The sequence below is a fragment of the Burkholderia sp. BC1 genome, from assembly GCF_052683555.1.
The window spans coordinates 1-5,602 of sequence record NZ_JBQYLP010000134.1 but is presented as its reverse complement, the minus strand read 5'-3'; the positions used below and the strand labels follow the sequence as shown (position 1 = coordinate 5,602).

Here is a 5,602-nt window from a genome sequence, read left to right as displayed (position 1 = left end):
CTTCGAGCGACATGCCCCAGCCCGAATCGCCCGACGTCTCGCCCGGTTGATAGCCGAGTGCGTAACGCGTCGCGCCGAACGAGATCTGCTCGGACGTCGGCAGCGAGTCGGGGCTGTACTGGCCCGTCAGCGAGATCGACGTGCCGATCTGGAACGGCCATTCGTTGGTTTGCGTAAACGTCGCGCCGGTGCGGACGAACGTCAGCGAGATCGGATCGGCATACGTCGTCGTGACGCCCGAGGCCGTGCCGACCTGCGACTTCGATGCGCCGAGAATGTCGAACGCCTTCGCGACGTTGAAGCTCAGCTTGCGAACCTGCTTCGGCTGCACGCTCGTGTAGTCGAACTGCAGTTGCAGCACGCGCACCTGCGAGCGGTTGTCGAGCGTCGCACCGGTGATCCGATTCTGATAGTTGTCTTCGTTGTGCGATGCATAGGCCGACACGGTGCCGAGCAGGCTGCGCTGATTGTTCAGCAGCAGCGGATACGATGCCGACAGGCCGAGCTTCTCGTTCTTCACCGTGCGTTCGATGTACGACGGCAGGCCCGGATTGTCGGTCGGCTTGCCGCGGTACGTACTCGCGTCGAGCCGCGTGATCAGGCCGCTGCTGCCGACCGGCACCGCGCCGCTGAATGCGAAGTACGTCTGCTTGTCGCGCCCCGGCGGCGCGAGGGCGGAGATGCTCAGCTGTTCGCCGAACGACGTGAGGCCGTTCTCGGTCGCGGTGATGAGCCCCTGCACGCCCGGATGGTTGAAGTCGATGCCGGTGCTGACGTTGAACGGCTTGCGGTCGACGGCGAGCTCGAGCGTGGTCGCGCCGTCCGTCGTTTGCGGCGGCGGCACGTTCGCTTTCACGCTGACGCCCGGCAGCAGGCCGAACGTGTTCACGTAGCGTTCGAACGTCGCGCGACGCAGCGGACGATCGGCCGTGATGTGCGCGGCGATCGCGCGAATCTTCGACTCCATCGCGCCCGGCTTGCCGGTGACCTTCACGTCCGCGACGTAGCCTTCGACGACCGTCACGCGCACGACGCCGTTCTCGAACGTCTGCGCGGGAATGAATGCGAACGACAGCGCGTAGCCGCGGTCCTGGTACAGCTTCGTCACGCCGTTCGCGGTCTCGATCAGTTCGCCGATCGTGATGTCCTTGCCGACGAGCGGCGTGAAGCGACGCGAGATCTCTTCGAACGGAACGGACTTCACGCCTTCGACCTGGAACGTCGTCGGCGTCAGGTGGCGCGACAGCAGTTCCTGCAGCTGCGGTGCCTGCGGCGCGACCTGCACCGTCACGTTGGGCCCTTGTTTCGGTGCGTTGATCTGCGGGAGGGAGTCGAGCGGATTGCCCGCGACGCGCGTTTGCGCCTGTGCCGTGCCTGCTGCCGCGATCGCGAGCAGCATCATCCATGTATCGAGTCTGGATTTCATTTCTTTTCCTCGTAGGCCTTGCTTCTCGTCTTCTAATGCCGGCGCGCGATACCGTCGGTACCGCGCGCCGTGTGCCGCCTTGCCGGATGTGTTGGTACGGCCGCGTCGCGCGCTCCGGCTGCGACGACGCGACCGTCCTCCTTACTTGCCAACGCTGCCCAGCGTACCCAGCAACCCCGTGACCGGCGCGAGCAGGCCCGTCGAACTGCCCGTCGATGCCGAGCCCGTGACGCCGCCGACCAGCGACGTGACCGGTGCGAGCGGGCTCGACGTGCCGCCGGCGGACCCTGCCGCGCCGCCGACTGCGCCGGTGACAGTATTCAGCAAACCGGTGACGGGCGCGAGCGGATTCGCGCCGCCTGCGCCGCCCGTTGCGCCGCCGAGCGTGCCGGTGACGGTCGATACGAGACCGGTCACCGGTGCGAGCGGGCCGCTGCTCGTGCCGCCGGTCGCCCCGCCGAGCGCGCCCGTCAGCGAGCCGAGCGGCGTCGAACCGAGGCCGGACAGCAGGCCGCCGAGCGGGTTGGTTGCACCGGCAGCCGATCCGGTGCCGCTCTGGACCGTCGCGGTCGAGCCGCCGACGAGGCTCGTCAGCAGTCCGGGGATCGGTGCCGCGCCGTTCGGGCCGTTCGGATTCACGAGGCCGCCGGCGTTCGTCACCGTGTTGCCGACCGCGGTGACGAGCTGACCGACGTCGCCGACCAGCGGCTGGCTCGACGTGCCGGCGACCTGCGTGCCGGCCGAGCTGATCGCGCCGCCGACCTGGCCGAGCAGGCCCGACACGGGCTGGCCGAGGCCGGTCGTCGTGCCGACCTGCTGCGTGATCTGGCCGGCCGTGATCACGAGCGGCGTGACCGCGGAGCTGATCGGCTGCGTGACCTGCTGCACGGCGCCCGAGGACAGCGTCGAGCCGACCGTCGTGCCGGCCGCCGCGAGGCCGTTCGCGACCGTGTCGAGCACGGTGCCGACCGGCGTCGTGACGGGGGCGAGCGGCGACAGCGGGCCCGTGCCGAGCGCCTTCACCGTCGAGCTCACGCCCGACACCGTGTTGCTCGTCGCGCCGACGACGTTGCCGAGGCCCGCGACCGTCGTGCCGACCGGATCCTTCGTCGAGCCGATCTGGCCGAGGCCGTTGCTCAAGGCGTCGGCGGCTGCGTCGATGATCGTCCCGGTGCTCGCGACGGTGGCGCCGACACCCTTCGTCACGCCGTCGCCGAGACCGGGCACGCTCACGTTGCCGACCGTGTTGCCGAGGTCGGTCGCCGTCTGACCGACCGTCGTGACGACGCCCTTCGTGCCGCTCGACGTGCCGCTGGTGCCGCTCGTACTCGGCGTGCCGCTCGTGCTCGGGTTGTTGCCGCCGCTGCTGCTGGTCGGCGGATTGCTCACGCTGTTGCCGCCGCATGCGGCGAGCAGGCACGCGGCCGCGAAAGCGGTGAGGGGGACGCGCCACTGTTGCAGGGCGGCCGTCGTCAGGGAACGTTGTTGGGACATGGTGGGCTCCTCGCTGTCTTGTCGATGAATGGATGTCGGATTACTTGCCGCGCGCGCCGCCGAGCAGGCCGCCGATCAGCGAGGTCACCGGCGACAGCAGGTTCGACGACGAGCCCGAGTTCGTGACGGCGCCCGTGCTGCCGCTCAGCGCCGGCGCACCGGCCGTTGCGCTGCCGACCGTGCTGGTGACCGTCGAGACCGCGCCCGTCACGGGGGCAAGCGGGCTGCTGCCGCCTGCGGCGCCGCCGAGCGCGCCGGTGACGGTCGACACGAGGCCGGTCACGGGGGCGAGCGGGCTGCTGCCGCCTGCGGCACCGCCGAGCGCGCCGGTGACGGTCGAGACGAGACCGGTGACGGGGGCGAGCGGGCTGCTGCCGCCTGCGGCACCGCCGAGTGCGCCGGTGACGGTCGAGACGAGGCCGGTGACGGGTGCGAGCGGGCCGCTGCCGCCGCCCGCGGCACCGCCGAGCGTGCCCGTGACGGTCGAGACGAGGCCGGTCACGGGCGCGAGCGGGCCGCCGCTCGTGCCGCCTGCGGCGCTACCGAGCGTGCCGGTGACAGTCGAGACGAGGCCGGTGATGGGTGCGAGCGGACCGCTGCCGCCGCCTGCGGCACCGCCGAGCGTGCCCGTGACAGTCGAGACGAGACCCGTGAGCGGCGCAAGCGGGTTCGTCACGCCGCCGGTGCTGCCGGTGAGCAGGCCGCCGACGGCCTTCACGGTGTTGCCGGTCGACGAAACGGTATTGCCGAGGCCGGTCGTGACGGGGTTGCCGCCCGTCGACGCGAGCAGCGCGCCGGCCTGGTTCAGGCCGTTACCGACGGTGCCGAGCAGCGTGTTGACCGGCGCGCCGAGACCGGTGGCTGTGCCGATCGTCTGCGTCGTCTGACCGACCATCGTCGTGATCGGCGTGATGGCCGAGCTGACGGTCTGCGTCACTTGCTGGATCGGGCCCGTCGACAGCACGTTGCCGAGCGTCGTGCCGCCGTTCGATACCGCGTTGCCGACCGTCGACACGAGGCCGCCGACCGCGCCCGTGACCGGTGCGAGCGGCGACAGCGGACCGCTGCCGAGGCTCGTGACGAGATTGCCGGTTTGCGTGACAGCGCCGCCGAGCTGATTGACGACGCCGCCCGTGCTGGCGACCGTGGTGCCGACCGGATTGGCGGTCGCACCGAGCTGGCCGAGACCGTTGCCGAGACCGGTGCCGAGCGCGCTGACTGCGCCGCCGACGTTCTGTACGATGCCGCCCGCCGCCTGCGTGGTGGCCGGATTCAGGCCGGGCAGCGATTGCCCTGCGAGCACCGAGCCGGCGCCGGACAAGGTGTCGCCCAGGTTCGTGACGATGTTGCTGCCTTGTGCGAGGACCTGTCCCACTGGATTCGCGGATACGCCGGACGTGCCGCTCGTTCCGCTGGACGTTCCACTCGTCGTGCCGCTCGTCGAGCCGCTGGTGCTGCCGCTCGTCGAGCCGCTCGTGCTACCGCTGCTCGAGCCGCTGGTGCCGCTCGTGCCCGAGGTGCCGGACGAACCCGACGAACCGGACGAGCCCGACGTGCCGCCGGACGTGACGATATCGCCGCCGCCGGAGCTCGAGCCGCCGCCGAGTCCCTTGCTGATGGAACCGGAACCGCCGCATGCGGAGAGGGAGAGCATGGCTGCTACGGTGGCCGCGATCAGAGTCGCCCGGAACGTGCCATGAGGGATAACCTGAATGTCCATTTCGTCCTCGCATTAAAAGCTGTGTTGTGTTGAGTGATGCGGGGACTACTCTGCAACTGTCGTGCCAATTTGGCGGCCAAACGCGCCGGAATCGTTTTAAACCACGCAATTCCTTGTGGGAAAAGGAATTTAGGGGAGTAGAAAGATTGTTAAATCTTTTTAAGGGCACCCCGAACCCCGTGATTTCTGCGGCCGCGTAACGTAACGTCACAGCATTGGCGTTACGCGTGCGGCGTAACGCGGAACAGGAAGCGGCACGGGGTGGAGCGGGGGCCGGCAGGCCGGTCGGACTGTTTTACTGATGGATTAGGTGTGCACATCTAACCTATCGTAAGTCCTATGTGTGGGACGCGCGGAAACGCCGTACAAATACACGTGCGCCCACCGGCAATTTCCGGTCCCGATGGCCAAAAAGGGGTTGGAAATTAAAGAGAATCAGAGATAAGATTCTGGGCAGGTGTAAGGAAATGTACAGATGAGTACACGACGTTCGAGGAGGGGCTCTATCGCGAATGTTAACTTGCATCAAATGTTGAGCTATGCCCTTCGGGGCGACCTATAAAGAGAAAGCACCCGGTCATCGTCGCGGCAAGCGCGGCGGGCGACGTGGGGCAAACGGGCCAGATATGCGAGGCAGTAGAACGTATAAAAGGCCACAGTACATAGATAAAGGCACGAGGAAAGAAAATGAAAGCAATCATCAAGCGCTTCCTTAAGGAAGAAACCGGGGTGACCGCGATCGAATATGGGCTGATCGCGGGGTTGATTGCCGTGGCAATCGTCGCGGGGGTTTCGTCGATTGGCGGGAGCCTAGGCAACATGTTCACCAATCTCGGCAAGTGCATAACCAGCCCTTCGGCAACAGACGGTACGGCGAATGCTGCTTGCACTGCGCCGTGGAGTAAGGGCGCCTAAGGAAACGCTGATCAATGGACCAACTTCCGAAGTTGCAGGCGAGATGG

The 5,602-nt window shown here is 67.7% G+C and carries 4 protein-coding genes; 1 reads left to right on the top strand and 3 read right to left on the bottom strand.

Translation table 11 applies throughout. From position 1 onward, the window contains the following. The 3 genes from ACSHSS_RS29590 to ACSHSS_RS29580 all read right to left on the bottom strand — a co-directional run. Positions 1-1,426, bottom strand: a 1,426-nt coding sequence (locus ACSHSS_RS29590; protein WP_445545917.1) for a ShlB/FhaC/HecB family hemolysin secretion/activation protein, incomplete at its 3' end; no start/stop codon positions are given. 141 nt (positions 1,427-1,567) lie between these two features. Then, the gene (locus ACSHSS_RS29585; protein ID WP_445545916.1) at positions 1,568-2,920 is read right to left on the bottom strand and encodes a collagen-like triple helix repeat-containing protein; all 1,353 of its coding nucleotides are present in this window, start codon (positions 2,918-2,920) and stop codon (positions 1,568-1,570) included. Positions 2,921-2,960: 40 nt separating this feature from the next. Next, complete coding sequence (locus ACSHSS_RS29580) at positions 2,961-4,640, bottom strand: collagen-like triple helix repeat-containing protein (RefSeq protein ID WP_445545915.1); 1,680 nt, start codon at positions 4,638-4,640, stop codon at positions 2,961-2,963. A 687-nt stretch (positions 4,641-5,327) separates the two neighbouring features. Here ACSHSS_RS29580 and ACSHSS_RS29575 point away from each other — a divergent pair. Then, on the top strand, positions 5,328-5,555 hold the full coding sequence (locus ACSHSS_RS29575) for a Flp family type IVb pilin (protein WP_059939865.1): 228 nt from the start codon (positions 5,328-5,330) through the stop codon (positions 5,553-5,555). Positions 5,556-5,602 lie beyond the last annotated feature (47 nt).

Coding starts and splice junctions, on each gene's coding strand:
- ACSHSS_RS29580 (WP_445545915.1), bottom strand. CDS start 4,640: ATGGACATTCAGGTTATCCCTCATGGCACGTTCCGGGCGACTCTGATC.
- ACSHSS_RS29575 (WP_059939865.1), top strand. CDS start 5,328: ATGAAAGCAATCATCAAGCGCTTCCTTAAGGAAGAAACCGGGGTGACC.
- ACSHSS_RS29585 (WP_445545916.1), bottom strand. CDS start 2,920: ATGTCCCAACAACGTTCCCTGACGACGGCCGCCCTGCAACAGTGGCGC.